Here is a 23914-nt window from a genome sequence, read left to right as displayed (position 1 = left end):
GCGAATGCGGTTGGCGCAGGTATCTGCGTGCCCAATAGAGTGGTTGTGGGGAGACGTTTTGGCGTCGAATATGGATGAGTGAACTTTCAGATCTTTTGTTGAAAGACTTTGAAGCGTTCGATGAACGGTTGACCTCCGCTGCGAACCAAGCGTTTAAATTTCAGGGCTTGGATGAGCGATATCTGATTATTTCAGCGGCAAGTTTTATTGAGGCGATATTGGCTGAGGCTGCCAGTCGTCTGTTCGATCTCCACGTTTCGCCGAATTTTTTTGATCTTGGAGTTCTGGCGGTCAATGGAAAGACCCTCGGAGTAAAAAAGAACGGAGAGGTTGAGTTCAGAGATTTGAGGCTCGACAACAAGACTAAATTCAAAGCAATAGCACGTGCCTATTCAATATTTGACGTAACTTACGCTGCAGATTTTAACAGCGAGGGGTGGGAGCATGTTCTACATACCACCGAAACTAGGAATAGGTTGCTTCATCCAAAAAAGCCGGAAGACTTGGAGCTAATTGTCGACGATTTGGTTCGGGCCAATAAAGCGGTTACTTGGATTTACGCGCGAAAAATTGAATGGATGAAGATAAAAATCAACGTTTTGGATCAAGCTGTTCAAAACAGAAACGCATTGGTGCGGCTGTTTTACTCTTCGGATGAAGACCCGTTGTAAGGCTGAACTTACCGCTCCTTCTAGCCGAAGCAGACATTCCAACATCCGGAATTGCCTGCACCGGTCGGCAAAGTGTTCCTCCCCCCCATGCAACCCTCCGTTCTGCGGATCTACTGGCGTATGTACCCCCTCGTAGGGCGGGCTTCAGCCCTCCAACCACCCTGACCACCCTTGCCGACGCCGAAAGGAACGCTCGATTGGCGGGCTGAAGCCCGCCCTACGATGGATGAACGCTTCCCCCCACCAGCAACCACCCGCCCAAACCACTCACCCCACCCAAATCCCGTTTGATCCCCCGCAAAATCCCGACTACCCCTTCTTGAACAGGCACCAACCCCGCCACATCTCGGCGGCAAAAACAACGAACCCGGGCAGTCCCAAAATGAGTTTCAGATCGGTTATCCTCGGCGCCGCGGCGGCGGCGCTTCTTTCCACGATGGCGCAGGCCAAGGTCTGCGACTACCGGCCCAGCCATCTGCTGGGCGTCGACAAGGGCAGGCCGGCCGCTGCCAGCGCTGGCGGGGCGGGGGCCTCGGGTTTTTACACCCTGGTCAACACCACCAATGGCCTGACCATGTTGGGCAACACGCTGGCCGGCGCGTCGGGCACTGCCGGCGTCGTGGCGGGCACCAGCGGCGCCCTCGGCTCGGCCGCCGCCATCCTGATGAACCCCTCCGTCTGGATCCCGGCCCTTGTCGCCGCCGCCGTCGGCACCGGCTACGAGGCAACATGCGCCTATTTCGTTGACGAAAGGATAACGGACTATGACGAGGTCCTAGACATCATGCGCAGCTTCCAGGACCACGCCGACCCCGAGTATTTCCGGCTGGTCGAGAACACCCTGAACCCCTTCATCGAGGTGCGTGACGAAAACGGCGGCCGCGCGGCCTACCTGGTCGAGCGGCTCTACATCGTCGAGGGTCTGCTGATGCACCGCGACCGCGGGCGCAACACCCGGATCGGCCGCGTGATGTTCGTGAACGTCGAAGAGACGCCGGCCGAGGACAACTAGGCCCGGCTCACCCGGCCCGTCAGCCGCCGCCACCAGGCGATCTCGTCGCGCTGCATCACCTCGCCGCCCTCCACCGGCTCCAGTCCGCGGCGCGCCAGGATGCGCCGTTCTTCGGCGCGGGTCATCTGCACCTCGCGAACCCGCAGGGCCGCCTCGCGCGCGGTGACGTATCTGCCGTCCGGCCCCGGTTCCATCCCCGGAATGTTGCGCCCCTTCGACCACCAGCCGCGGATGCCGCTGAGCGGATGTTTCCAGCCGATGGTCTCGTCCGATTCCAGGTCCCAGATCCGCTCGGCCTCGGCGATCGAGACCAGCGCCGCCAGCGCCCGTCCGTTCCGGGTCAGCACGATCACCTCGCGCGGGTCCTGCGCCCGGGTCACCAGCTGCCCCAGCTGCGCGCGGGCCTGCGAAATCGTGTAGCGCATCGGCGAATCTCCTTTGTACGATTCGGAAGGTCAGGGTCCCGAAGCTGGTACAAATCGGTAAAAACCGGCCTGCCGCACCGTTCCGCGGCCTTCGCACCTGCAGAAAAAGCCGTGAGTCCGGCCCCCGGAAACCGCCAGGTTTTTTCCACCCTCAACCGCGCGGCGCGACGCGGTTTCTCGACTTGTCCACACCGCTTTCCCGCCGGATATCAACATCTTTGTCCCCGTCGAATTTCCATGCTGCAGTGCTATTTTCTTGTCCCGTGGCGGGTCCGATGCAACAGTTTCCTTACTGCAACGGTTCTTCGGAACCGGAGCGGTCGCAAGGACCAGGGGGTCAGGGCAGGGACGGCAAATCTTCGAGATTTGTGTTGAACTGCAATGACTTACCGGGGGGCGGTCAGTCGCGGTCGGGCCTCGTGCCCGCGGCGAATGCCCGGCTTCACAGAAAGGTCGATGCGGATCGCAAGGCGCTTTAGGGCGCTGCGCGGTAGCGACGGTTCCCTCGGGACCAGAGCAACTGGGATGCCGAGCCTCCGGGCGGATCGTTCCAGCAAGGCGTCAGGAGCGTCCCTGGGATGCATGCGAAGACCGCGTCTGAGCACCTGACGCCTTTTTCTTTTGGGCACCGGGATTTCATACAGGCCACCACTCACAACATACCCGGAAGGAAAAACGGGGCTCGGTTGCAATGGCAATCGAACCCCGTTCCCAGCGTCAGCTGATGCATTACCGCGTCTATGCACCTGTATCTTGGTGAATACTATCGGAGCGCGGCAATATCAACCATATATTGCGGTTGCCCGCCTGCAAACGGCGAGATTTGGGGTCCTGCGCGTCGCCTCAGAACTTTCTCTGTATGTCGCCGGCCACGTCCTCGATGGCGTCGCCGGCCTTCCGGATGTCCCGCCCCGCGCCCTTGGCCGTCTCGCAGGCGGCCAGCGTCAACAGGGTCAGCCCAATCAGGAACGTGCGGATCATCTTGCTCTCCGTCTCTGCTCGTCTGACTTCCATTAGCACCCTTGCAGGCAGGGTTCCAGATGCGCTGCAGGCGGCTTACCGCCGGCGCAGCACCGGCCCAAGAGCCGCCGAGGCAAGAAACAGCAGCGTGGCCGCGCAGACAATGCTGGGTCCTGCCGGGCTGTCGCCCCAATACGCCCCGGCCAACCCGGCGATCGCGGCCGTCCCGCCAATGGCGGCGGCGGCAATCGCCATGCCCTCGGGGGTGCGGACCAGCGGCCTCGCAGCCGCCGCCGGGATCACCAGAAGCGCCGCGATGAGCAGAACGCCAACCACCTTGATCGCGACGGCCACAACAAGCGCCAGGGCGAGGGTCAGCCACAGTTCCTCGCGCCTCGGATCGATGCCGGAGGCGCGGGCCAGATCGGGGTTCAGCGTTGCAACCAGCAGGGCGGACCAGCGCCAGGACATCAGCCCGACGATCGCCGCGCCGCCGGCCCAGATGGTCGCAAGATCGCCGCGCGTCACCGCCAGAATGTCCCCGAAAAGAAAGGCGTTCAGGTCCAGCCGAACGTCGGACAGCAGCGCGACGGCCACCATGCCTGCGGCCAGCGCGGTATGGGCCATCACGCCCAGCAACGTGTCCATGGCATAACCTCGTCCGCGGAACATCGTAACGGTCAGCCCCATGGCGAGCGCCGCCATGATGACAGCAGGCAGGATCGGCAGCGAGAAACTCAGGGCCAGAGCGACGCCGAGGACGGCCGAATGGGCGGTCGCCTCGCCGAAATAGGCCATGCGGCGCCAGACGACGAAACACCCCAAAGGCGCCGCGGCGAAAGCGACGCCAAGGCCGGCAAGGGCGGCGCGGATCATGAAGTCATCAAGCATCACTGTGCCCTTTCATGCTCGTGATGGTGATCCTGATGGTCCGGGCCATGGTCGTGCGAATGGCTGTGCTGGTGCCTATAAAGCGCCATCGTGCCCTTGGTGCCGGTCCCGAACAGGGCGCGGTATTCCGGAGCGTCGGCCACCATCTGCGGCGAGCCCTGGCAGCAGATATGTCCGTTCAGGCACAGCACCCGGTCCGAGGCCGCCATGACCACGTGTAGATCGTGGCTGACCATCACGATCGCGCAGCCCAGTTCCTGCCGAACCTGTTCGATCCGCTGATAAAAAGCGGCGGCGCCCGGTTGGTCGAGGCCCTGCGTGGCTTCGTCGAGCATCAGAAGCTGCGGACGATCCAGAAGGGCCCGCGCAAGCAGGACGCGCTGGAATTGCCCTCCCGACAGATCGGTCATCTGCCTGTTGCACAGGTCGGGAACTCCTGCGTTGCCAAGCGCTTGCAGCGCTGCAGCAGTCGAAACGCGCCGCGGCAGGCCCAGAAACCTCTGGACGGTCATCGGCAGCGACGCATCCAGGGCAAGCTTTTGCGGGACGTAGCCGATCTTCAGCCCGGGGGCGCGGGTCACGCGCCCTTTCGACAGAGGCACGGCGCCGATGAGCGCGCGCAGAAAGGTCGATTTTCCCGATCCGTTCGGGCCGACGATGGTGACGATCTCGCCCGCGGCGATCTCGACACTGATATGCTGCAGGATCGGGCGGCCATCCAATTGGACGGAGAGATCCTTGGCGGAAATCAGGGGGACGGTCATGGCCGGGCTCCGGCACAGGCGGGGCAGAGACCCTCGGCCTCCACGACGATCTTTTCGATCCGGAATCCGGTCTTGTCGGCGGCGCTGCCAAGGCGGCCCTGTGTCAGTTCGGTTTCCGTCTCGGCCACGGCCTTGCATTCGCGGCAGACCAGAAAAGCGGGAACGTGGTCATGGGTCGGGTGCGCGCAGGCTGTGTAGGCGTTCAGCCTCTCGATCCGGTGGACAAAGCCGTGTTGCACAAGAAAGTCCAACGCCCGGTAGACGACGGGCGGCTGCGATCCCATGCCTTCGGCCGAGAGAATGTCGAGAATATCGTACGCGCCCATCGCGCGGTGTTTGTCCAGCAGGATTTCCAGAACCCTGCGCCGGACCGGAGTGAACTGCAGTTTCTGTTCGGCGCATTTGGCCTCGGCCTGCGACAGGGCCGTGGCGATGCATTGACCGTGGTCATGCTGTCGAAAGCCGATCGTGGCCATGGGCTGCTCCCGGATGAGGTTTTCGCTTGATATGTTATAACGTCGTGGGTATCAAGCGCGCCGAGATGTAATAACATATCAGCGCGAGGTGGCAATGATCCGGTTTTCCCTGTTGACTGTGGCAATCACCTGGGCAGGTGCTGCAACGGCCGATGGTCCCAAGGTCGCGACTGACATTGCGCCGGTGCATTCCCTGGTATCCCAGGTCATGGAGGGCGTCGGATCGCCCGATCTGATCATTCGTCCGGGCGTATCGCCGCATGGCTATTCGATGCGCCCGTCCGAGGCGCAGGCTCTGCAATCCGCGGATCTTGTGGTTTGGGTGGGCGAAGAGCTTGCGCCGTGGATGGTCAAACCGCTGGCCTCGCTCGCTCAGGGCGCGAGGCAGCTGGAACTGATGGATGTCGAGGGAACCGTTCACCATGATTTCCGCGACCTGGCCGGGCATTCGGAAGAACGGGACGGGCATGACGACGCGCATCATGGGCACGATGAAGACGAACATGACCATGAAGGTGTGGATCCGCACGCGTGGCTCGATCCTCGAAACGCGCAGGTCTGGCTGACCCGCATCGCAGAAGAACTGTCGGACATCGACCCGCAGAACGCCGCGATCTACCGCGATAATGCCACGGTAGCGCACACCCGTCTGGAAGCGTTGGAAGGCGAGCTTTCGGCAAGCCTCGTCGCGATGCAGGACGTCCGGTACATCTCGTTCCACGACGCCTACCAGTATTTCGAAAAGCGGTTCGGGTTGGAGCCGGTCGGTACCATCAGCCTGAGCGATGCCAGCTCGCCGGGGCCGGCCAGATTGGCGGCTCTGCGTGAACGCATCGCCAAGAAGGGCGCAAGCTGCGCCTTTTCAGAACCGCAGTTCGATACCCGCCTGTTCAATGCGGCGCTAGGGCAAGAGGCCGTCCAGATCCATGAACTTGATCCGCTGGGTGCCCGCCTGGAACCCGGGCCGAACTTGTACCCGGCGCTATTGCAGAGCATGGCGGATAGTTTCGCGGCCTGCGCCAAAGGCGACTGATGGGCGGATCACGCTGATCTGAAGCCCTCGATCAACTGCCGCAGACCAAGGGCGGCGCCGGCAAAGATCGCGACGAACGTGACAGGCGCACTCAGTGACAGCAGGCTGAACGCACTCAACCCCTGACCGACGGTGCAGCCGATCGCCAGCACGGCGCCCATGCCCATGATCGCGGCCCCGATGATCTGCCGGCGCAATTCGCGCGGATCCTCGCAAGCTTCCCAGCGGAAATGGCCTCGGATCATCGAACCGATGAAGGCCCCGGTCCAGACCCCGGCAACGGACCCGACCGCAAAGGACAGCGGCCTGAGGCTGCCGGTCATGGCGAAAAGGATCGATTCCCCGACCGGCGCCGAGAAACTGTGCGAGACGACGGGAAGGGCCTCGAACCCGTGTTCGGAGACCCATGCGGTTCCGGCCCAGCCGGACACGATTGCCAGCCCGACCACGAGCGACCAGATGATGGATTTCGGGCTTTGTCGCAGCGAAGAGCCGCTCAGCGCCGCAACGCAGATCATGGCGCCGATGGCCAGCCCGATGGGGCCAAGCGGCAGCCCCGTCAGCGCCGCTGCGTGGTGCGCCAGACCGGGAGGAACTTCGGAAGCGACCGGCTCTTGCGGGAAAAGGAAATTGCGCACGGGCGCCAGTGGCCCGCTGAGGGCGACATAGGTGAACACGCCCATCACCAGAACGATGACGAACGAGCGAAGATCGCCGCCGCCGAGCCGCGCGATCGCGCCGTACCCGCAGTTTCCGGACAGCGCCATACCGTATCCGAACATCAGCCCGCCGACGACCGAGGCCATGGGTGCCCAGCGGATCGAAAGGTAAAAGCTGTCGCCGGGTTCGAACATCCCGAATGACATCAGCGCAAAACTGCCTATGACCGCGCTGCCGATGGCCAGCGCCCACATCCGCATCCGCAGGTCGGACCCGCCATAAAGAAGGTCTTCGATTGCGCCAAGCGTGCAGAATCGGCCCAGTCGCGCGGCAAGCCCCAACAGGATACCGCCACCAAACCCCAGTGCGGCAACGATGTGATGCTCGGTCAGTGTCTCGAACATGGCGCTGCATACTCCGGTGGCCAGATGTTCACGCAGAGAAACATGCAGATAATACCATGCGTTCGCAAGGAGAGTCACCGCCCGAGGCGAAAATGCCCGGTGTCAGGACGGCGCGTTGCGGGTTTCGGGTTGGATAGACCTCAGTCCTCGTCGCCGCAGAAAAGCTCGTAAACCGTTTCAAGCATGCGGCGCGGGCGGTCATCGGCCAGGCGGTAGTAGATTGCCTTGCCGTCCCGGCGCGGAACGACAAGCCCTTCAAGCCGCAGGCGCGACAACTGCTGAGACACGGCGGCTTGCCGTGCCGAAAGCAGCTCTTCCAGTTCGGTGACGGATTTCTCGCCGGAAACAAGATGGCACAGGATCATCAGCCGTCCTTCGTGGCTGATCGCCTTGAGAAAGTTCGACGCGCGCGTCGCGTTGTCGACCATCTTGTCGAGTTCTTCTTCCGCCATGTCGGCCGAAAAATGGGGCAGTGCCATCGTTGCAGTTCCTTGGTTTCCCGGAAGCGGGGTCTTCCTCGTCACCGAGTCGTGAGTCGATTGATCCGTCCCGTTACACGTGTCACACGGTTTTTTCCACAGGGGACGATCAAAAATCCGTGAATGTCGATCGACCGGTTCAGCTTCCCTTGTTGTTTCCTTCTCCGAATCTCGTGTGTGCGATCAACAGACGCTCCAGCATGGGCCAAAAGAAGTTTTCGCCCGGATATCCTTCCAGACGCCCGACTTCGCTTCCGTTCTCGACGATCAGGAAGGTGGGCGTGAAATGCACCGGGCGTTGCAGTTTCAGATTCTGCGGCATGTCATGACGAGACACGCGGCGCAGCGGCGCAAACCTGCCTTCGCGGGTCTTGGGGTAGGCGGGCGCGATCTCGGCATTCCACCGCGCGCACCAGCTGCATCCGGTTTCTTCGACCATCACCAACTCGGCCGCCAAAGCGGGGGTCAGCGACATGATCACAAAGATCGGCGCGAAAAGCAGTCGGACCATTGGCATCGGTGTTGACCTCATGATATTGGATAATATAATTTGAATGTTTGAATTTTGCAACCTTTGCGGCGGGATTGCTGAGCTTTTTCACGCCCTGCATTCTGCCGATGGTCCCTTTCTACCTGTCCTATCTTGGCGGGTTAAGCATCGCCGAACTGCGAAGGGATGGAAAGATCGCCGCGGGCGCGCAGAAAAGGCTGATGGTCTCTTCGGTCATGTTCGCGCTGGGCGTCACGACGATCTTCATGCTGCTGGGCATGGGGGCCACGGCCCTCGGCCAGTTGTTCGGCACGTACCTGGACACCCTGTCCTGGGTCGCTGCCGGCATCCTGCTGATCTTTGGGTTGCACTTTCTCGGCATCGTCCGCATCCCGCTGCTCTATCGCGAGGCCCGGCTTGAGAGTCGCGCCGAAGCTTCGACCGTGCTGGGGGCATACCTCATGGGGCTGGCCTTCGGATTCGGCTGGACGCCTTGCGTCGGCCCCGCGCTGGCGTCGATCCTGATGATCGCTTCGGGGATGGGCGAGATATGGCGCGGTACCGTCCTGCTGTTCGTCTACGGCGTCGGAATGACGGCGCCCTTCGTCGTCGCTGCGCTGTTCGCCAAGCCCTTTCTCGGTTGGGTGCAGCGGCATCGTTCGGCGTTCGTCTGGGTCGAAAAGGCGATGGGCGCCATGCTGATCCTGTTCGCCGTTCTGATCGCGACGGGTGGGGTGAACCTGATCGCGGACGCCATGATCCGCTGGATGCCCGGGTTTGCCAGCATCGGTTGAAACTGAGGAGGAGTTTGAAATGAAACACCTGATTGCCGGACTGGTTGCACTCGTTCTGGCGGTTCCGGTCTGGGCTGCCGAGATCGGGGATGATGGCCTGCACAAGGCCGACTGGATGCGCGACACGTTCAAGGATCTGGGCGAGGATTTCGCCGAGGCGCAGTCCGAGGGCAAGCGCCTGATGCTGCTGGTCGAGCAGCGTGGATGCCTCTACTGCAGGGACATGCACGAAAAGACCTTTACCGATCCCAGGGTCCGGTCGCTGCTGGAAGACACCTATTTCCCTGTGCAGATCAACCTGCACGGCGACACTGAACTGGTGGATACGGATGGCGAGGCGCTTTCCGAAAAAGAGGCGGCGCGGCGCTGGGGCGTCCTGTTCACGCCGACGATGATTTTTTTGCCAACCGAACTGGATTCCGCTCAGACCGCCGTGGAGCAGGCCGTGGCCGTCATGCCCGGCGCCTTTTCCGCGGGCACGACGCTCGACCTGCTGACCTGGGTGGCGGAAGAACGGTACCTCGACCAGTCCGAAGAGGATTTCCAGCGTTACCACGCACGCATGATTCGAGAACGCGACGACGGCGACACCCGCTGAGCGGATCTCGAACCTCCTCCAGCAGTGATAACTTCGTTGCCTGCCAGGGCTTCGCCGTGAAATAAAACAAAAAATTCATGAACATGAATTTGTTGTTGCGTTTAGCCCAGGCTGTAGCCTACGGTATACCAAGCAACTGCGCCGCGCTGATCGTGGCAGCCAAGGGGAGGACACATGAAATTTGCATCTCTGACACTGGCCACGGCCTTGACCGGCAGCATCGCCCTGGCAGGCCAAGTCGGTCCCGAGGATGTCGCGTTCAACGATGACGGGGCGATCGAGGCATCCTTGACGGGAGCGCCCGGTGACGCGGCCAATGGCGCGGTGATCGTGGGCGAGAAGTCCAAGGGCAATTGCGTGGCCTGCCATCAGGTCGCCGCTCTGGCGGATGTTCCGTTTCATGGTGAGGTCGGCCCGCCACTGGACGGCGCGGGTTCGCGCTGGAGCGAGGCCGAACTGCGGGGTTTGGTGAGCAACGCCAAGATGACTTTCGACGGCACCGTGATGCCGGCCTTCTACAAAGTCGACGGGTTTGTCCGCCCGGGCGATGCATATACCGGCAACGCGCCCGAGGGGCCGTTGCCGCCGATCCTGAGCGCTCAGGAGATCGAAGACGTGGTCGCGTTCCTTGCGACCCTGAAGGAAGAGTAAGGTCCGCCCTGCGCGCCTTGCATTTTGCAAAGGAGAAAATCGATGGAATTCACACGTCGTGAAACCTTGGGCCTGGCCCTTGGTGCGGCGGCTCTGACCGTCCTGCCGTTCCGCGCCAATGCGGCGGTCGAGGATGCGATTGCCGAGTTCACCGGCGGCGCAGAGATGGCCGAAGGAGGCATCACGCTGACTGCGCCTGAAATCGCCGAGAACGGCAACACCGTTCCGATCGAGGTCAGCGCACCGGGCGCAACCGCGATCATGGTCCTGGCTACGGGCAACCCGGTTCCGGGTGTGGCGACCTTCAACTTCGGCCCGCTGGCGGCATCGCAGGCGGCCTCCACCCGTATCCGTTTGGCCGAAACGCAGGACGTGGTGGCCATTGCCAGGCTTGCAGACGGGTCTTTTGCCAAGGCCAGCGCGACCGTGAAAGTGACCATCGGGGGCTGCGGCGGTTAAGCCCGCCCATCCTCAGACACAGGAGAAATGAAATGGCATCTGGTGTGAAACCCCGCGTCAAGGTCCCGAAATCCGCCGCCGCCGGCGAAGCGGTCACGATCAAGACCCTGATCAGCCACAAGATGGAAAGCGGTCAGCGCAAGGACAAGGAAGGCAACGTCATCCCGCGCTCGATCATCAACCGCTTCACCTGCGAGTTCAACGGCGAGCTGGTGATCGACGTGAAGATGGAGCCCGCGATCTCGACCAATCCGTATTTCCAGTTCGACGCGACCCTGCCCGAGGCCGGGGAGTTCGTCTTTACCTGGTACGACGACGACGGCTCGGTCTACGACGAAAAGAAACCGATCGCGATCGCGTGACCTGCGACCCAGGACCATGGATTCCGCCCGCGGTTTTGGTGGGCGGGGTCGATCACCCAAGGGAGGAAACTGAATGAACTTCAAGGCAATGACCGCGATTGCCGCTCTGGTGGCCGCGCCGCTGTCGGTGCTGGCGGGTCCGGACGAGGACGCGCTTGTCGTGAACGGCGAGATCGAGATGGTCACCAAGACAGCCGCGCCGGCGCATATGGCCGATGCAGTGGACGAGATCTACTCGGGTTGGCGTTTCCGTTCGGACGAGACCCAGGCGCTGCAGATGGATGATTTCGACAATCCCGGCATGGTGTTCGTCGATCAGGCGCAGGAAGCTTGGGATACAGCCGACGGTACCGAAGGCAAATCCTGCGCATCCTGCCATGACGCCGTCCAAGACAGCATGGCCGGTGTTCGCGCGGTCTATCCGAAATGGAACGAAGACGCAGGCGAGGTTCGCACCCTTGCGACGCAGATCAACGACTGCCGCGAGAACAAGATGGGCGCCGAAAAGTGGAAATACACGGGCGGCGACATGGCTGCGATGGAAGCCTTGATCTCGGTCCAATCCCGCGGCATGCCGGTCAACGTGGCGATCGACGGTCCGGCCCAGGAGACTTGGGAAAAGGGCAAGGAAATCTACTACACGCGCTACGGTCAGCTGGAGTTGAGCTGCGCCAACTGCCATGAACAGAACTATGGCAACATGATCCGCGCGGACCATCTGAGCCAGGGCCAGATCAATGGTTTCCCGACCTACCGTCTGAAGAACGCCAAGCTGAACACAGCCCATGCGCGCTTCAAGGGGTGTGTCCGCGACACGCGCGCCGAAACCTTCAAACCCGGCAGCGACGATTTCGTGGCGCTTGAACTCTACGTCGCCTCACGCGGCAACGGCCTTTCGGTCGAAGGGCCGTCCGTCCGCAACTGAATCCTTCAGGCCCCGTTCCCGGTCGGGTGCGGGGTTTGTTGCATCCAATAAATTCAAACATGCGAATTTAAAGCATGTATAAACGGGAAAGCTGATCACCATGATCTCGCGTCGCGATTTTCTGCAAGTTTCCATGGCAGCCTCGGCCCTGGTGGGGGCATCGGGTTTCGGCAACTGGGCCCGGCTGGCCGCGCAACAGGCCCTGACCCAGGATCAACTGCTGGAATTCGAAACATTCGGCAACATCAGCCTGATCCACGTCACCGACATTCATGGCCAACTCAAACCGATCTTTTTCCGTGAGCCTGAAATCAACCTTGGGGTCGGCGCGAACCAGGGGTTCGTACCCCACATCACCGGCGCTGAATTCCGCAAGGCGTATGGCATCGCCGACGGCAGCGCCTCGGCCTATGCGCTGACCCATGACGACTTTTCTTCGCTTGCCAAGGCCTATGGCCGCGTCGGGGGCATGGACCGTGTCGCGACCGTGATCAACGCGATCCGCGCGGACCGTCCGGATGCGCTGCTGCTGGACGGCGGCGACACATGGCACGGCTCTTACACCTGCTATCACACCGCCGGTCAGGACATGGTCAATGTCATGAACGCGCTCAAACCCGATGCGATGACCTTTCATTGGGAGTTCACTCTGGGCAGTGACCGGGTGAACGAGATCGTCGAAGGTCTGCCCTACGCGGCGCTGGGCCAGAACATCTTCGATGCGGAATGGGACGAGCCAGCCGAATTGTTCAAGCCCTACAAGTTCTTCGAGCGCGGCGGCGCAAAGATTGCGGTGATCGGTCAGGCCTTTCCCTACATGCCGATCGCCAACCCGAACTGGATGTTCCCCGAATACTCTTTCGGCATCCGGGATGAGAACATGCAGTCGATGGTGGACGAAGTTCGGTCCGAAGGCGCGGACGTGGTCGTCGTCCTGTCCCACAACGGTTTTGACGTTGACAAGAAGATGGCCGGAAAGGTGCAGGGCATTGACGTGATCCTGTCCGGCCACACCCACGATGCGCTGCCCGAGCCTGTTCTGGTCGGCAAGACCCACATCATCGCGTCCGGCTCGAACGGCAAGTTCGTCAGCCGTGTCGATTTGGACGTGCGCGACGGCCAGATGATGGGGCTGCGCCACAAGCTGATCCCGATTTTCTCGGACGTGATCGCGCCCGATCCGGCCATGACCGCGCTGATCAAAGAGCAACGCGCACCCTATGCCGCCGAATTGGCCGAGGTCATCGGCCGGACCGACACGCTGCTTTATCGCCGCGGCAATTTCAACGGCACCTGGGATGACCTGATCTGTGATGCGCTGATCTCAGAGCGAGAGGCGGACATCGCCATGTCGCCGGGTGTGCGCTGGGGCCCGAGCCTTGTGCCCGGCGATGACATCACCCGCGAGGACATCTGGAACGTGACCTCGATGACCTATGGGCAGGCATACCGAACCGAGATGACGGGCGAATTCATCAAGGTGATCCTCGAGGACGTGGCCGACAACATCTTCAACCCCGACCCCTATTACCAGCAGGGCGGCGACATGGTCCGCATTGGCGGCATGGGCTATCGCATCGACATCAACAGGCCGCAGGGCGAGCGGATCAGCGACATGACCCTGCTCAGGACGGGCGAAGCGATCGACCCCGCCAAATCCTACGTCGTCGCAGGATGGGCCAGCGTCAACGAAGGCACCGAAGGACCGATGATCTGGGATGTGGTCGAAAGCCACGTCCGCAAGCTGGGAACCGTGACGGTTAACCCGAACAATTCGGTCAATGTCGTGGGCGCCTGAGAGCCCGGGCGTCTTTCAAGCTGTTGCGCATTCGCGGATGCGGGTGCCGAAACCTTCAAGGAGGCATGTTCAGATGAGTGAGAGCTCCCCCAAGAAAGCTCCCTCCCGCCGGCAGTTCCTGACCGGAGCCGCCGCGGCCGGGGCAGGGGCCGTCGCTGCGGGCGCGGCGAGGGCGGCGGGTCCGGACCCGCTGATTACTGATGTGCAGGATTGGGCCAGGGCGACCGGCGAAGGCGTCGATGCAACGCCCTACGGCTTGCCGATCGAGTTCGAATCCGACGTCGTGCGCAGGAACGTGGAATGGCTGACCGCGGACACGATCAGTTCGATCAATTTCACCCCGATCCACGCGCTCGACGGCACGATCACGCCGCAGGGCTGCGCTTTCGAGCGCCACCACTCCGGGGCGATCGAACTGCGCAAGGATGACTACCGGCTGATGATCAACGGGCTTGTGGATACGCCGCTGGTCTTCACTTACGGGGACCTGGAGCGCTTCCCGCGCGAGAACCGTGTGTATTTCTGCGAATGCGCGGCCAATACCGGCATGGAATGGGCTGGCGCGCAATTGAACGGCGCTCAGTTCACCCATGGCATGATTCACAACATGGAATATTCCGGCGTGCCGCTGCGCAGCCTGCTGCAAGAGGCCGGGGTAAAGCCGGAAGGCAAATGGGTCTATGTCGAGGGCGCGGATGCGAGTTCGAACGGACGGTCGATTCCACTGGAAAAGGCGATGGACGACGTGATGGTCGCCTTCAAGGCCAACGGCGAGGCGCTGCGCAAGGAGCATGGCTATCCCGTGCGCCTCGTCGTGCCGGGTTGGGAAGGCAACATGTGGGTCAAGTGGCTCCGCCGGGTCGAAGTGATGGAGGGGCCGGTCGAAAGCCGCGAGGAGACCTCGAAATACACCGACACTCTGGCGAACGGCACCAGCCGCAAGTGGACCTGGGTCATGGACGCCAAGTCGGTCGTCACTTCGCCCAGCCCGCAGGCGCCGATCAGGCACGGCCCCGGGCCACTGGTCATAACCGGTCTTGCATGGTCAGGCCGCGGCGCGATCACCGGCGTCGATGTCTCGGTCGATGGCGGTATCACCTGGATGCCGGCCCGTCTGGCCGCGCCGGGCACGGATAAGGCGCTGACGCGGTTCTATCTGGATCACAACTGGGACGGCTCCGAGATGCTGCTGCAAAGCCGGGCAAAGGATTCCACCGGCTACGTCCAGCCCACCAAGGCGCAACTGCGCGAGGTGCGGGGCGAGAATTCGATCTATCACAACAACTGCGTTCAGACCTGGTGGGTCAAGGAAAACGGAGAGGCCGAGAATGTCGAAGTTTCTTAATCTGCTGGCCGGTATCGCCTTGGTTTCCACCTGCGCCGCCGCTCCGGCCATGGCCGAGAAGCTTGGCCTCGGGCGGGCCGCGCTTCCCGAGGAAATCGCCGCCTGGGATCTTGACGTGTCGCCCGATGGGACCGGCTTGCCGGCCGGTTCGGGATCCGTCGAAGATGGCGAAATGCTGTTTGCTGAACATTGCGCCATCTGTCATGGCGACTTTGCCGAGGGCGTGGACAATTGGCCCAAGCTCGCAGGCGGCAAGGGGACCCTTGCGGACAAGGATCCGCTGAAGACCGTCGGGTCCTACTGGCCCTACCTGTCGACCGCATGGGACTACGTCAACCGCTCGATGCCGTTCGGAAACGCCCAGACGCTCAGCGCCGACGACACCTATGCGATCGTGGCCTATATCCTCTACTCCAACGACCTCGTGGAGGATGACTTCGTTCTGTCGGACGAGAATTTCCTCGACGTCGAAATGCCCAATGCCGGCGGGTTCATCGTCGATGACCGCGAAGCGACCGAGGCGCATTTCTGGACCTCGGAGCCTTGCATGGAAGACTGCAAGGACACGGTCGAAATCACCATGCGCGCCGCGGTTCTGGACGTCACGCCAGAAGAGATCGGCACCGAGGCAGGCCAGGACCAAAACGGCCATTCTGCGGCGGCGTCGCATGGAGAAGCACGCGTCGAGGAGGCCAAGGCCGTGGAAGCCTCTGCGGCTTTGGATGCGGAACTGGTTTCGGCAGGAGAAAAGGTCTTCAAGAAATGCAAGGCCTGCCATCAGGTCGGAGACGGCGCCAAGAACAAGACGGGACCGACGTTGAATGGCATCGTCGGGGCTTCGGCCGGTCAGGTTGACGGCTTCAAGTACTCCAAGGTCATGCAGGCCGCAGCGAGCGACGGCCTGGTCTGGTCCGAAGACGAATTGGCGGCCTTTCTCGCCAAGCCCAAGGATTACATGAACGGGACCAAGATGTCTTTCGCCGGTCTGAAGAAGGACGAAGACGTTCATGCGGTCATCGCCTATCTCATGAGCTTCCAGCAGTGACATGCGCTGGCTGGGAGCGGCATTTCTAGGCTGGGGCGCGCTGATCGGCGCGGCCCGGGCCGAGGAAGAAGCCACCCGCATCGGCGATGCCGAACGCGGTGCCGAGATCTTCGCAAAATGCGCCGGCTGCCACGAGATCGGGCAAGGCGCGGTCCACCGCGTGGGGCCGCACCTGAACGGCATATTCGACCGCAAGGTCGCGCAGTTTCATGACTTCAGGTATTCCGAGAGTATTGAACGGGCGCGCCGCGACGGAATGGTGTGGGACCTCGAACATCTGGACGCCTATCTCGAGAACCCGAAGGCGCTGGTCAGCGGAACACGGATGAACTTTCCCGGCCTCAAGGAACAGCGCGACCGGAACGACGTTCTGGCCTTTCTGCGCCAGTTCTCCGCCAGTCCGCAGGACATCCCCGAGGCTGCGCCGACGGCGCGCAAACGCGAGGTCGAACTGGCGCCCGAAGTGCTGGCGATCATCGGCGACCATGAATACGGGGCGTATCTTTCGACAGAATGCACCACCTGTCACCAGATAGGCGGCGATTATGACGGAATCCCCGTCATTACCGGCTGGCCGTCCGAGGATTTCGTGGTCGCGATGCACGCCTACAAGCGCCAGATCCGCCCTCATCCGGTGATGCAGATGATGGCCGGGCGTCTGTCGGATGAAGAGATCGCGGCCCTGGCGGCGTATTTTGGCGCGCTGGAGTGAGCCTCTGGCGCTCGTTTCATTGGGAGAGGTAACAATGACATTGAACAGACGGACGTTTCTGGGAACCGGGGTCGCTGTCGCGGCTGCGCTGCAGGCCCCCATGGTGTTGGGTGCCGGGAAACCGCGCGTCGTGGTGATCGGCGGCGGCGCGGGCGGCGCAACGGCAGCGCGCTATATCGCCAAGGGGTCGCAGGGCGCGATCGACGTGACGTTGGTTGAGCCGACGCGGACCTACTACACCTGCTTCTTCTCCAACCTCTATCTCGGCGGCTTCCGCGAGATGCCCTCGCTGGCGCATTCCTACGGAAAGCTGGCCGGCAACTACGGTATCAACGTCGTCCATGACTGGGCTGTGGGCATTGACCGGGACGCAAGGACGGTCACCCTGGCCGGGGGCGGAACGCTGCCCTACGACCGTCTTATCCTGTCTCCCGGCATCGATTTCGTGGAAGGCGCGGTCGAGGGGTGGGGTCTGGCGGCGCAAAACAGGATGCCGCATGCCTACAAGGCCGGGTCGCAGACCGAACTCTTGAAGTCGCAGATCGAAGCCATGCCCGAAGGCGGCACCTTCGCGATGGTGGCTCCGCCCAACCCGTTCCGGTGCCCGCCCGGACCGTATGAAAGGGTCTCGATGGTTGCCCACATCCTCAAGGAGCGGAACCCGACGGCTAAGATTGTCGTGGCGGATCCGAAAACCAACTTCTCCAAGATGGCGCTGTTTCAGGAGGGTTGGGCGAAACATTACAACGGCATGATCGATTGGATCGGAGGCGATTTCGGCGGAGGCAATGTCTCGGTGGACCCGGACGCCATGACCGTTACCATCGACGGCGAACAGATCAAGGTCGATGTCTGCAACGTCATTCCCGCCATGAAGGCGGGCCGGATCTGCGAACTGGCCGGGATCACCGACGACAACTGGGTCCCGGTCGACGGGCGCACCATGCAAAGCCGCATGGACCAGAACATCCACGTGCTGGGCGATGCCAGCGCGCAGGGCGACATGCCCAAGTCAGGATTTTCGGCCAACTCGCAGGCCAAGGTGGCGGCGATGGCCGTGCAGGCGGCCCTGACGGACGCCAAGCTGTTCCCGGCCAAGTTCTCGAACACCTGCTGGTCACTGATCGCCGCGAATGACGGGGTCAAAGTCGGCGCCACCTATGAGGCGACCGAAGACAAGATTGCCAAGGTGGACGGTTTCATCAGTCAGACTGGCGAGGATGCCGAGTTGCGTCAGGCAACCTACGAGGAAAGCATTGGCTGGTACGCCGGCATCACCTCGGACATGTTCGGCTGATCCGCCCTATCGGGGCGCTCAGGACCAGGCCTTGCGGAAAGAATGCGGCGGCGCCCCGTATTTCGCCCGGAATTGCCGGGACAGGTGGCTGGTGTTGGCAAAGCCCGTGGCAGCGGCGATGTCGGCCACGGTCATGTTCGTTTCGTTGAGATAGGTGAAGGCGCGCGAGACGCGCAGATCCAGGTAATAGGCCATCGGCCCTTGTCCCAGGTAACGTTTGAACAGCCGTTCCAATTGCCGGCGGGAGATGCCCAGTTGATTGCTGAGTTCGGTGCTGGACAGGGGGTCTTCGAGTTCGGCCTCCATCAGCTGGATCGCCTTGAGAAGGGCGGGGTTTCGGCTTCCGATGATCACCGACTGCGCCGAACGTTGGGGCGACCGGTTGCCCGAGCGCATGTGGATGCACATGTCGGCGACCATGATCGCCAGTTCGGGCCCGTGGCGTTGCTCGATCAGCGCCAGCATCATGTCGATGGCCGAATTGCCGCCGCCGCAGGTCGTGATGCGCCCGTCCGCCTCGAAGATATTCGGAGTCGGCAGCAGGGTCGGGAACGCCTCGACGAAGCCGGGCTGGTTTTCCCAGTGCAGCGTAAACCGCCTGCCGTCCAGCAGGCCGGACTTGGCCAGGGCGAAGGCCCCGGTGCAGATGCCGCCCAGCGAACGACCGAACCGGTACTCCCGGCGCAGCCAGTTGAGAACGGCCGGCGAATGGCTCCGTTCCGGCTCGACACCGGCGCAGACAAACCCCATCGCATCCGCCGGAAGCGGCGCCATGGCCTCGTCCGGCGTGATCCGCAGCCCGTTGGAGCAGGTGACCGGCTCTCCGGTCTCGGTCATCGTGTGCCAGGTATAGAGCTGCTTCTTGGTCAGTTGATTGGCGATGCGCAGGGGTTCGATGGCGGCGGCGACGGCCAGCATGGTGGATTTGGGAAGCAGCAGGAAATAGAACTTCTGCGGCGGCCCCTCGTAGGCGAGTGTCAGGTTTGCGGAAGCACCTTTTTGAACGAAGGGGTCTCGGGACATGGCGACAACACTGGGGACGGGGGCACGCGTCTTGCCTTGTGCCGGTTTCTGACGAGGTTGAGTCGGTTTTCGTCGATATAGACTGGGGAAACCCGTCCTGATCGTCAATATTGCGGCGTGAAGCAATAACATTGCGACAGAAAGTCATTTGTTTCACCTGGAATGAATTCGTCCGGCGGGCCTTGCAGCCCCCCGGAGGCGACACTAAGACTCGTGTAACACTTCGCCGGGTATCGTCCCGATCCATCGCAAAGAGCAGGCAGGTTCCGAATGTTCGATCCAGTTGACACCTACATGAATACGCTTGTCCCCATGGTCGTCGAGCAGACCAGCCGGGGCGAGCGCGCCTATGACATCTTCTCGCGCCTGCTGAAGGAGCGGATCGTTTTCGTCAATGGCCCGATTCATGACGGGATGAGCCATCTGATCGTCGCGCAACTGCTGCACCTCGAGGCCGAGAATCCCAAGAAAGAGATCTCGATCTACATCAACTCGCCAGGCGGTGTCGTGACCTCGGGACTGTCGATCTATGACACAATGCAGTATATCAAACCGAAATGTTCGACCCTGGTGATCGGCCAGGCGGCCTCGATGGGGTCCCTGCTGCTGGTGGGCGGCGAGCCGGGCATGCGGTTCTCGTTGCCCAACAGCCGCATCATGGTGCACCAGCCCTCGGGCGGCTATCAGGGTCAGGCCAGCGACATCATGATCCACGCGGCCGAAACCCAGAAGCTCAAGGACCGGCTCTACGACATCTACGTTAAGCATACCGGCCAGAGCAAGAAAGCGGTGGAAAAGGCGCTCGACCGCGACAATTTCATGTCGCCGGAAGAGGCGAAGGATTGGGGCCATATCGACGAGATCGTCGAGAGCCGCGCCAAGTCGGGCGATGACGAGGCATAAGGCGGCAAGGCACCTTGTCCCGACGCCGATGGAGCGCGGGACATAATTTGCGATTGTAGCGGCCGGAACGCTGGCCTAAGCTGCTTGAACAGGCGGCAGAGCGCGGCCCCGGAAGGGGCCGCAAAGACGGAGCCCGAAAGGTAGATCATGGCGACGAATTCAGGCGGTGACAGCAAGAATACGCTCTACTGCAGCTTCTGCGGTAAGAGCCAGCACGAGGTGCGCAAGCTGATCGCAGGCCCAACCGTGTTCATCTGCGATGAATGCGTCGAACTTTGCATGGACATCATCCGCGAAGAGACCAAGGCCAGCGGTCTGAAATCCAAGGACGGCGTGCCGACGCCCAAGGACATCTGCGAAGTCCTGGACGACTATGTGATCGGCCAGCAAACCGCAAAGCGCGTCCTGTCGGTCGCCGTGCACAACCACTACAAGCGCCTGAACCATGCCCAGAAGGCCGGCAACGACATCGAACTTGCCAAATCGAACATCCTGCTGATCGGGCCTACCGGCTGCGGCAAGACACTGCTGGCGCAGACGCTCGCGCGTATTCTGGACGTTCCCTTCACCATGGCGGACGCCACCACCCTGACCGAAGCCGGCTACGTGGGCGAGGACGTCGAGAACATCATCCTCAAGCTTCTTCAGGCCAGCGAGTACAATGTCGAGCGCGCTCAGCGCGGCATCGTCTATATCGACGAGGTCGACAAGATCACCCGCAAGTCGGAAAACCCGTCTATCACCCGCGACGTGTCGGGCGAGGGCGTGCAGCAAGCGCTGCTGAAGCTGATGGAAGGCACGGTGGCAAGCGTTCCGCCGCAGGGCGGGCGCAAGCATCCGCAGCAGGAGTTCCTGCAGGTCGACACAACCAACATCCTGTTCATCTGCGGTGGAGCCTTCGCGGGGCTCGACAAGATCATCGCGCAGCGGGGCAAGGGCTCGGCCATGGGCTTTGGTGCCGACGTGCGGGACAATGACGACCGCGGCGTGGGAGAGATCTTCAAAGAGTTGGAGCCCGAGGATCTGTTGAAATTTGGTCTGATCCCCGAATTCGTCGGCCGTCTGCCGGTTCTGGCGACGCTCGAGGATCTGGACGAGGACGCGCTCGTCACCATCCTGACCCAGCCCAAGAACGCCCTGGTCAAGCAGTACCAACGCCTTTTCGAATTGGAAGACGCCGAGCTGGACTTCACCGACGACGCGCTCAAGGCGATCGCCAAGCGCGCCATCGAACGAAAGACCGGTGCGCGCGGCTTGCGCTCGATCCTCGAGGACATCCTGCTGGATACCATGTTCGAACTTCCCGGCATGAAGAACGTGACCAAGGTCGTCGTCAACGAAGAGGCGGTGACTTCGGATGCGCAGCCCCTGATCATCTATGCCGAGGCGGGCAAGGAATCTGCGTCAGCAGGGTGATCCGGACTGAACCAGGCTTTTCACGGCGCGGACCTCTCCGCGCCGTTTTCTTGTGAGGATGCCATGACAATTCGACGTATTTCGACGGGTGGGGAATTCGAGGCAAAGGTCGGTTATTGCCGGGCCGTGGTCGCGGGCGGGTTCGTCCACGTCGCCGGCACTGTGGGGCAGGGCGACGGGGTGGCGGAGCAATGCCGTTCGGCGCTGGCGACCATAGGCAAGGCGCTTGCCGAAGCGGGTGCTTCTTTCGCCGACGTGGTTCGGGTGACCTACATGCTGCCGGACCGGCACGAGTTCGAGCCCTGCTGGCCGATCCTGACCGAGACCTTCGGCGCCAACCCGCCGGCGGCGACCATGATCGAATGCGGGCTTATCGACCCGAAATACCGGATCGAGATCGAAGTCACCGCTCTCATGCCGGAATAGCGGCTGCGGCTTGGTGGCTCTGGACCTTGGCCAACCTTTGGTCCATACCTGCGAGGGACGAAATGCCGGAGGCTGCCGATGGGAATCCTGAACACTCTTTTGCGGGCCGTGACCTGGTGGAACGGGGCGACCCTCAATACCCAGATCTATACCGCGCGCAAGGGCACCAAGGTTGGCGAAGACGATCAGGGAAACGTGTTCTACCGCAATGCCGATGACAGCAAGCGCTGGGTCATTTTCAATGGCGAGGCCGAGGCCAGCAGGATCGACCCCGACTGGCACGGCTGGCTGCACCGCACCTGGGACGAGCCTCCGACCGACAAGCCGCTCAAGCACAAGACTTGGGAAAAACCGCACCAGGAGAACTTGACGGGAACGGCCATGGCCTATGCTCCCGCAGGCTCCATCCGCCGGCCCGATCCGATCGAGCGCGCTGACTACGAGGCCTGGCGGCCGGAATAATCGAGGCGGACCGATGTCTACCTACAACAGGACCGAAGTGCTTGTCGGCGGCGCCGTGCTGGCCTTTGCAATCGCCTTTGGCGTCTATGCCAGCCAGTCCACCGGCCTGTCGCAGAAACGCGACGGCTACGAACTGGGCGCGTCGTTCCGATCGCTCGAAGGGGTGACCGTGGGCACCGACGTCCGTCTGGCCGGCGTCAAGATCGGCGCCGTGACAGGCGTCACCCTCAACCCGGAGAGCTATCGCGCCGACACCACGTTTTCGGTCTCAGATGGCATCAAGATCCCCGACGACAGCGCCGCGGTGATCTCGTCAGAGGGTTTGCTGGGCGGCAACTTCGTCGAGATCATGCCTGGCGGGTCCCTCTTCTTTTTCGAACCGGGCGACATGATAGAGGACACGCAGGGGGCGGTCAGCCTGATTTCCCTGCTCGTCAAGTTCGTGGCCGGAGACGGGAGCAGCGAGTGATCCGGATCCTTTCACTTACCCTGGCCTTCCTGGGCACTGCCGCCTGGGCGCAGGAACAAGTCACCTCGGGACAGGGCGCGATCCTGCGCGGCCTGGACAAGGTGAATGGGCAGACCATCGATGTGCAGTTGACGAACGGGCAAACCGCGTCGGTCTTCGGCCTCGACGTGGCCCTTGGTGATTGCCGCTATCCCGCGGACAACCCGACGGGCGACGCCTTCGCCTATCTCACCATCTGGGAACAGGGGCGGTCAGAGCAGCTTTTTGATGGCTGGATGATCGCCACGTCGCCCGCGCTGAATGCGTTGGACCATGCCCGCTACGACGTCTGGGTGATCCGCTGTATGACGCCCTGAGGCGTCTGCTCCAGCGGCGCAGAGAAATCGGCGCTGCCTTCAAGCGCCGCGGCGAGTTCCTTCTTGTACCTGGCCCGAGGGATTTCGATTGCACCCAACGAGGCGAGATGCGCGGTCAGGAACTGGGTGTCGAACAGCTTGAACCCGGTTTGCCGCAATCGATCCACCAAATATGCCAGCGCGATTTTCGAGGCGTCCGTGCGGCGGGAAAACATGCTCTCGCCAAAGAAGGCGGCGCCGAGGGCCACGCCGTAGACGCCACCGACCAGGGTGTTGCCTTCCCAGACTTCCAGTGAATGCGCAAAGCCCCGGCCATGGAGGGTCTCGTACAGGGTGCGCAGTTCATCGTTGATCCAGGTTTCCGCCCTGTCGGCGCAGCCTTCGACCACACCCGAAAATTCACGATCGATGGTAATCTCGAAGTCCGCCCTTCGGATCCGGCGCGCCAGCGTACGCGACAGGTGAAAACCGTCCAGGGGAATGACGCCGCGGTACTTCGGGTCGACCCAGAAAAGCTCGGGGTCGTCGCGGTGTTCGGCCATCGGGAATATCCCGATGGAATATCCGTGCAGCAAAAGTTCCGGAGTAAGGCTCATTCCGGAAACTCC

30 protein-coding genes are annotated in these 23914 nt (G+C 62.0%); 20 read left to right on the top strand and 10 right to left on the bottom strand.

Going from position 1 to position 23914, the window contains the following annotated elements:
* Nucleotides 1–74: 74 nt before the first annotated feature.
* Nucleotides 75–671, top strand: a complete 597-nt coding sequence (locus FGK63_RS01370; protein WP_138839806.1) for a hypothetical protein — start codon at nucleotides 75–77, stop codon at nucleotides 669–671.
* Nucleotides 672–1053: 382 nt separating this feature from the next.
* The gene (locus FGK63_RS01365) at nucleotides 1054–1683 is read left to right on the top strand and encodes a hypothetical protein (RefSeq protein WP_138839805.1); all 630 of its coding nucleotides are present in this window, start codon (nucleotides 1054–1056) and stop codon (nucleotides 1681–1683) included.
* Here the strand turns inward: FGK63_RS01365 and FGK63_RS01360 are convergent.
* The 5 genes from FGK63_RS01360 to FGK63_RS01340 all read right to left on the bottom strand — a co-directional run bounded on the left by FGK63_RS01360 (nucleotide 1680) and on the right by FGK63_RS01340 (nucleotide 5199).
* Entirely contained in the window at nucleotides 1680–2108 is a 429-nt protein-coding gene (locus FGK63_RS01360; RefSeq protein ID WP_138839804.1) for a type II toxin-antitoxin system Phd/YefM family antitoxin, read from the bottom strand. The genes FGK63_RS01365 and FGK63_RS01360 overlap by 4 nt on opposite strands.
* A gap of 843 nt (nucleotides 2109–2951) precedes the next feature.
* The gene (locus FGK63_RS01355) at nucleotides 2952–3089 is read right to left on the bottom strand and encodes an entericidin A/B family lipoprotein (RefSeq protein ID WP_138839803.1); all 138 of its coding nucleotides are present in this window, start codon (nucleotides 3087–3089) and stop codon (nucleotides 2952–2954) included.
* Between the two features lie 75 nt (nucleotides 3090–3164).
* Entirely contained in the window at nucleotides 3165–3959 is a 795-nt protein-coding gene (locus tag FGK63_RS01350) for an iron chelate uptake ABC transporter family permease subunit (protein ID WP_138839802.1), read from the bottom strand.
* The gene (locus FGK63_RS01345; RefSeq protein WP_138839801.1) at nucleotides 3959–4723 is read right to left on the bottom strand and encodes an ATP-binding cassette domain-containing protein; all 765 of its coding nucleotides are present in this window, start codon (nucleotides 4721–4723) and stop codon (nucleotides 3959–3961) included. Before FGK63_RS01345 ends, FGK63_RS01350 begins: the two co-directional genes overlap by 1 nt.
* Nucleotides 4720–5199 (bottom strand): Fur family transcriptional regulator, encoded by a 480-nt coding sequence (locus FGK63_RS01340; RefSeq protein WP_138839800.1) that lies wholly within the window; start codon nucleotides 5197–5199, stop codon nucleotides 4720–4722. Before FGK63_RS01340 ends, FGK63_RS01345 begins: the two co-directional genes overlap by 4 nt.
* A 94-nt stretch (nucleotides 5200–5293) precedes the next feature.
* On the opposite strand from FGK63_RS01340, the gene FGK63_RS01335 reads away from it, so the two are divergent.
* Nucleotides 5294–6232, top strand: coding sequence for a zinc ABC transporter substrate-binding protein (locus tag FGK63_RS01335; protein ID WP_138839799.1), 939 nt, complete (start codon nucleotides 5294–5296; stop codon nucleotides 6230–6232).
* 8 nt (nucleotides 6233–6240) lie between these two features.
* Here the strand turns inward: FGK63_RS01335 and FGK63_RS01330 are convergent, their stop codons facing one another.
* From FGK63_RS01330 to FGK63_RS01320, 3 genes are all read right to left on the bottom strand, one after another.
* Complete coding sequence (locus tag FGK63_RS01330; protein WP_138839798.1) at nucleotides 6241–7296, bottom strand: YeeE/YedE family protein; 1056 nt, start codon at nucleotides 7294–7296, stop codon at nucleotides 6241–6243.
* Nucleotides 7297–7436: 140 nt separating this feature from the next.
* Entirely contained in the window at nucleotides 7437–7775 is a 339-nt protein-coding gene (locus tag FGK63_RS01325; RefSeq protein ID WP_138839797.1) for an ArsR/SmtB family transcription factor, read from the bottom strand.
* A 139-nt stretch (nucleotides 7776–7914) separates the two neighbouring features.
* A complete protein-coding gene (locus FGK63_RS01320) occupies nucleotides 7915–8286 on the bottom strand; it encodes a thioredoxin domain-containing protein (RefSeq protein WP_138840423.1) in 372 nt (123 codons plus the stop codon).
* Between the two features lie 47 nt (nucleotides 8287–8333).
* On the opposite strand from FGK63_RS01320, the gene FGK63_RS01315 reads away from it, so the two are divergent.
* The 11 genes from FGK63_RS01315 to FGK63_RS01265 all read left to right on the top strand — a co-directional run bounded on the left by FGK63_RS01315 (nucleotide 8334) and on the right by FGK63_RS01265 (nucleotide 18251).
* Nucleotides 8334–9059: a cytochrome c biogenesis CcdA family protein gene (locus FGK63_RS01315; protein ID WP_138839796.1), complete on the top strand. Its 726-nt coding sequence runs from the start codon at nucleotides 8334–8336 to the stop codon at nucleotides 9057–9059.
* A 19-nt stretch (nucleotides 9060–9078) separates the two neighbouring features.
* Complete coding sequence (locus FGK63_RS01310; protein ID WP_138839795.1) at nucleotides 9079–9657, top strand: thioredoxin family protein; 579 nt, start codon at nucleotides 9079–9081, stop codon at nucleotides 9655–9657.
* Between the two features lie 174 nt (nucleotides 9658–9831).
* Nucleotides 9832–10308 (top strand): sulfur oxidation c-type cytochrome SoxX, encoded by a 477-nt coding sequence (gene soxX / locus FGK63_RS01305; protein ID WP_138839794.1) that lies wholly within the window; start codon nucleotides 9832–9834, stop codon nucleotides 10306–10308.
* A 42-nt stretch (nucleotides 10309–10350) separates the two neighbouring features.
* The gene (soxY, locus tag FGK63_RS01300; RefSeq protein ID WP_138839793.1) at nucleotides 10351–10767 is read left to right on the top strand and encodes a thiosulfate oxidation carrier protein SoxY; all 417 of its coding nucleotides are present in this window, start codon (nucleotides 10351–10353) and stop codon (nucleotides 10765–10767) included.
* Between the two features lie 32 nt (nucleotides 10768–10799).
* The gene (soxZ, locus tag FGK63_RS01295; RefSeq protein ID WP_138839792.1) at nucleotides 10800–11129 is read left to right on the top strand and encodes a thiosulfate oxidation carrier complex protein SoxZ; all 330 of its coding nucleotides are present in this window, start codon (nucleotides 10800–10802) and stop codon (nucleotides 11127–11129) included.
* 73 nt (nucleotides 11130–11202) lie between these two features.
* Entirely contained in the window at nucleotides 11203–12054 is an 852-nt protein-coding gene (gene soxA / locus FGK63_RS01290) for a sulfur oxidation c-type cytochrome SoxA (protein WP_138839791.1), read from the top strand.
* A gap of 100 nt (nucleotides 12055–12154) precedes the next feature.
* Entirely contained in the window at nucleotides 12155–13852 is a 1698-nt protein-coding gene (soxB, locus tag FGK63_RS01285; protein WP_138839790.1) for a thiosulfohydrolase SoxB, read from the top strand.
* A 73-nt stretch (nucleotides 13853–13925) separates the two neighbouring features.
* Entirely contained in the window at nucleotides 13926–15197 is a 1272-nt protein-coding gene (soxC, locus tag FGK63_RS01280) for a sulfite dehydrogenase (RefSeq protein ID WP_138839789.1), read from the top strand.
* On the top strand, nucleotides 15181–16242 hold the full coding sequence (locus tag FGK63_RS01275) for a c-type cytochrome (protein WP_138839788.1): 1062 nt from the start codon (nucleotides 15181–15183) through the stop codon (nucleotides 16240–16242). Before soxC ends, FGK63_RS01275 begins: the two co-directional genes overlap by 17 nt.
* Nucleotide 16243: 1 nt before the next feature.
* On the top strand, nucleotides 16244–16954 hold the full coding sequence (locus FGK63_RS01270) for a c-type cytochrome (RefSeq protein ID WP_138839787.1): 711 nt from the start codon (nucleotides 16244–16246) through the stop codon (nucleotides 16952–16954).
* 34 nt (nucleotides 16955–16988) lie between these two features.
* Nucleotides 16989–18251 (top strand): NAD(P)/FAD-dependent oxidoreductase, encoded by a 1263-nt coding sequence (locus tag FGK63_RS01265; RefSeq protein WP_138839786.1) that lies wholly within the window; start codon nucleotides 16989–16991, stop codon nucleotides 18249–18251.
* An 18-nt stretch (nucleotides 18252–18269) separates the two neighbouring features.
* Here the strand turns inward: FGK63_RS01265 and FGK63_RS01260 are convergent, their stop codons facing one another.
* A complete protein-coding gene (locus FGK63_RS01260; protein WP_138839785.1) occupies nucleotides 18270–19274 on the bottom strand; it encodes a GlxA family transcriptional regulator in 1005 nt (334 codons plus the stop codon).
* Between the two features lie 270 nt (nucleotides 19275–19544).
* Between FGK63_RS01260 and FGK63_RS01255 the strand changes: the two genes are divergently transcribed.
* The 6 genes from FGK63_RS01255 to FGK63_RS01230 all read left to right on the top strand — a co-directional run bounded on the left by FGK63_RS01255 (nucleotide 19545) and on the right by FGK63_RS01230 (nucleotide 23306).
* Nucleotides 19545–20177, top strand: coding sequence for an ATP-dependent Clp protease proteolytic subunit (locus tag FGK63_RS01255; RefSeq protein ID WP_138839784.1), 633 nt, complete (start codon nucleotides 19545–19547; stop codon nucleotides 20175–20177).
* 147 nt (nucleotides 20178–20324) lie between these two features.
* A complete protein-coding gene (gene clpX, locus FGK63_RS01250) occupies nucleotides 20325–21593 on the top strand; it encodes an ATP-dependent Clp protease ATP-binding subunit ClpX (protein ID WP_138839783.1) in 1269 nt (422 codons plus the stop codon).
* A gap of 63 nt (nucleotides 21594–21656) precedes the next feature.
* Nucleotides 21657–22019: a RidA family protein gene (locus tag FGK63_RS01245; protein WP_138839782.1), complete on the top strand. Its 363-nt coding sequence runs from the start codon at nucleotides 21657–21659 to the stop codon at nucleotides 22017–22019.
* Between the two features lie 78 nt (nucleotides 22020–22097).
* Nucleotides 22098–22481, top strand: a complete 384-nt coding sequence (locus FGK63_RS01240) for an NADH:ubiquinone oxidoreductase subunit NDUFA12 (RefSeq protein ID WP_138839781.1) — start codon at nucleotides 22098–22100, stop codon at nucleotides 22479–22481.
* Nucleotides 22482–22494: 13 nt separating this feature from the next.
* The gene (gene mlaD, locus FGK63_RS01235; protein ID WP_138839780.1) at nucleotides 22495–22950 is read left to right on the top strand and encodes an outer membrane lipid asymmetry maintenance protein MlaD; all 456 of its coding nucleotides are present in this window, start codon (nucleotides 22495–22497) and stop codon (nucleotides 22948–22950) included.
* The gene (locus FGK63_RS01230; RefSeq protein ID WP_138840422.1) at nucleotides 22950–23306 is read left to right on the top strand and encodes a DUF2155 domain-containing protein; all 357 of its coding nucleotides are present in this window, start codon (nucleotides 22950–22952) and stop codon (nucleotides 23304–23306) included. Before mlaD ends, FGK63_RS01230 begins: the two co-directional genes overlap by 1 nt.
* On the opposite strand, the gene aat is transcribed toward FGK63_RS01230, so the two are convergent.
* Nucleotides 23270–23902 carry a leucyl/phenylalanyl-tRNA--protein transferase gene (aat, locus tag FGK63_RS01225; protein WP_138839779.1) on the bottom strand — a complete coding sequence of 211 codons (633 nt, stop codon included), beginning with the start codon at nucleotides 23900–23902 and terminating at the stop codon, nucleotides 23270–23272. The two genes, FGK63_RS01230 and aat, sit on opposite strands and share 37 nt — an antisense overlap.
* Nucleotides 23903–23914 lie beyond the last annotated feature (12 nt).

Source organism: Ruegeria sediminis, from assembly GCF_005938215.1.
GTDB lineage: Bacteria > Pseudomonadota > Alphaproteobacteria > Rhodobacterales > Rhodobacteraceae > Ruegeria > Ruegeria sediminis.
This window is presented reverse-complemented; position numbering and strand designations above follow the sequence as displayed.

Coding starts and splice junctions, on each gene's coding strand:
- FGK63_RS01320 (WP_138840423.1), bottom strand. CDS start 8,286: ATGGTCCGACTGCTTTTCGCGCCGATCTTTGTGATCATGTCGCTGACC.
- FGK63_RS01370 (WP_138839806.1), top strand. CDS start 75: ATGAGTGAACTTTCAGATCTTTTGTTGAAAGACTTTGAAGCGTTCGAT.
- soxA (WP_138839791.1), top strand. CDS start 11,203: ATGAACTTCAAGGCAATGACCGCGATTGCCGCTCTGGTGGCCGCGCCG.
- FGK63_RS01275 (WP_138839788.1), top strand. CDS start 15,181: ATGTCGAAGTTTCTTAATCTGCTGGCCGGTATCGCCTTGGTTTCCACC.
- FGK63_RS01365 (WP_138839805.1), top strand. CDS start 1,054: ATGAGTTTCAGATCGGTTATCCTCGGCGCCGCGGCGGCGGCGCTTCTT.
- soxC (WP_138839789.1), top strand. CDS start 13,926: ATGAGTGAGAGCTCCCCCAAGAAAGCTCCCTCCCGCCGGCAGTTCCTG.
- FGK63_RS01345 (WP_138839801.1), bottom strand. CDS start 4,723: ATGACCGTCCCCCTGATTTCCGCCAAGGATCTCTCCGTCCAATTGGAT.
- soxB (WP_138839790.1), top strand. CDS start 12,155: ATGATCTCGCGTCGCGATTTTCTGCAAGTTTCCATGGCAGCCTCGGCC.
- soxY (WP_138839793.1), top strand. CDS start 10,351: ATGGAATTCACACGTCGTGAAACCTTGGGCCTGGCCCTTGGTGCGGCG.
- clpX (WP_138839783.1), top strand. CDS start 20,325: ATGGCGACGAATTCAGGCGGTGACAGCAAGAATACGCTCTACTGCAGC.
- FGK63_RS01245 (WP_138839782.1), top strand. CDS start 21,657: ATGACAATTCGACGTATTTCGACGGGTGGGGAATTCGAGGCAAAGGTC.
- FGK63_RS01310 (WP_138839795.1), top strand. CDS start 9,079: ATGAAACACCTGATTGCCGGACTGGTTGCACTCGTTCTGGCGGTTCCG.
- aat (WP_138839779.1), bottom strand. CDS start 23,902: ATGAGCCTTACTCCGGAACTTTTGCTGCACGGATATTCCATCGGGATA.
- FGK63_RS01335 (WP_138839799.1), top strand. CDS start 5,294: ATGATCCGGTTTTCCCTGTTGACTGTGGCAATCACCTGGGCAGGTGCT.
- FGK63_RS01360 (WP_138839804.1), bottom strand. CDS start 2,108: ATGCGCTACACGATTTCGCAGGCCCGCGCGCAGCTGGGGCAGCTGGTG.
- FGK63_RS01270 (WP_138839787.1), top strand. CDS start 16,244: ATGCGCTGGCTGGGAGCGGCATTTCTAGGCTGGGGCGCGCTGATCGGC.
- mlaD (WP_138839780.1), top strand. CDS start 22,495: ATGTCTACCTACAACAGGACCGAAGTGCTTGTCGGCGGCGCCGTGCTG.
- FGK63_RS01260 (WP_138839785.1), bottom strand. CDS start 19,274: ATGTCCCGAGACCCCTTCGTTCAAAAAGGTGCTTCCGCAAACCTGACA.
- FGK63_RS01265 (WP_138839786.1), top strand. CDS start 16,989: ATGACATTGAACAGACGGACGTTTCTGGGAACCGGGGTCGCTGTCGCG.
- FGK63_RS01350 (WP_138839802.1), bottom strand. CDS start 3,959: ATGCTTGATGACTTCATGATCCGCGCCGCCCTTGCCGGCCTTGGCGTC.
- FGK63_RS01240 (WP_138839781.1), top strand. CDS start 22,098: ATGGGAATCCTGAACACTCTTTTGCGGGCCGTGACCTGGTGGAACGGG.
- FGK63_RS01330 (WP_138839798.1), bottom strand. CDS start 7,296: ATGTTCGAGACACTGACCGAGCATCACATCGTTGCCGCACTGGGGTTT.
- soxZ (WP_138839792.1), top strand. CDS start 10,800: ATGGCATCTGGTGTGAAACCCCGCGTCAAGGTCCCGAAATCCGCCGCC.
- FGK63_RS01255 (WP_138839784.1), top strand. CDS start 19,545: ATGTTCGATCCAGTTGACACCTACATGAATACGCTTGTCCCCATGGTC.
- FGK63_RS01325 (WP_138839797.1), bottom strand. CDS start 7,775: ATGGCACTGCCCCATTTTTCGGCCGACATGGCGGAAGAAGAACTCGAC.
- FGK63_RS01340 (WP_138839800.1), bottom strand. CDS start 5,199: ATGGCCACGATCGGCTTTCGACAGCATGACCACGGTCAATGCATCGCC.
- soxX (WP_138839794.1), top strand. CDS start 9,832: ATGAAATTTGCATCTCTGACACTGGCCACGGCCTTGACCGGCAGCATC.
- FGK63_RS01355 (WP_138839803.1), bottom strand. CDS start 3,089: ATGATCCGCACGTTCCTGATTGGGCTGACCCTGTTGACGCTGGCCGCC.